The sequence below is a fragment of the Janthinobacterium aquaticum genome, assembly GCF_009208565.1.
Lineage (GTDB): Bacteria > Pseudomonadota > Gammaproteobacteria > Burkholderiales > Burkholderiaceae_D > Janthinobacterium.
On the sequence record NZ_WFLK01000034.1, the window covers coordinates 1 to 695 of the forward strand.

The 695-nt window shown below is 47.8% G+C and carries 2 tRNA genes and 2 rRNA genes; all 4 read left to right on the forward strand.

Annotated features, from left to right (window positions below):
- Positions 1–99: ribosomal RNA gene (locus GCM43_RS25465) — 16S ribosomal RNA — on the forward strand; the annotation flags it as partial.
- Positions 100–176: 77 nt separating this feature from the next.
- Positions 177–253 (forward strand) — tRNA-Ile (locus GCM43_RS25470).
- 25 nt (positions 254–278) lie between these two features.
- Positions 279–354: transfer RNA gene (locus tag GCM43_RS25475), tRNA-Ala, on the forward strand.
- A 240-nt stretch (positions 355–594) separates the two neighbouring features.
- Positions 595–695 (forward strand): 23S ribosomal RNA (locus GCM43_RS25480); the annotation flags it as partial.

The window sequence follows — 695 nt, forward strand, 5'->3', positions numbered from 1 at the left end:
TTAACCGCAAGGAGGGCGCTTACCACGGTAGGATTCGTGACTGGGGTGAAGTCGTAACAAGGTAGCCGTATCGGAAGGTGCGGCTGGATCACCTCCTTTCTAGAGTTTGCACGAAGCGCAAGCTTCACCATCAAATGTTCACACTTATCGACTGTTAATAAAGAAGAACAGCATTTGGGGCTGTAGCTCAGCTGGTTAGAGCACCGTGTTGATAACGCGGGGGTCGTTGGTTCGAGTCCAACCAGCCCTACCAGTTTCTGTAGTCTGTATTACCCCTGGGGGGATTAGCTCAGCTGGGAGAGCACCTGCTTTGCAAGCAGGGGGTCGTCGGTTCGATCCCGTCATCCTCCACCAAAAAGTTCAAACGTAAATCAGTGTGAAATACACCGGGATTTAGGTTTGGTCTTTTAGAGATCATTGCTGTTTCGTTCTTTAACAATCTGGAAGAAGTAAAGATTATTTATGATCGGTTTGCCGTAACAGGCAGATCGATGGGTAATGATTGTATGTATCAACAAACAAGCAACAACGTTGTACTTTCTTATCCCTGTAGCGCTCTTTGATCGTGCAAACGATCAGAGGCTAACGTTATAGGGACAAGCGAATAAGTGCACATGGTGGATGCCTTGGCGATTACAGGCGATGAAGGACGTAGTAGCTTGCGATAAGCTGCGGGGAGCTAGCAAACAAGCTTT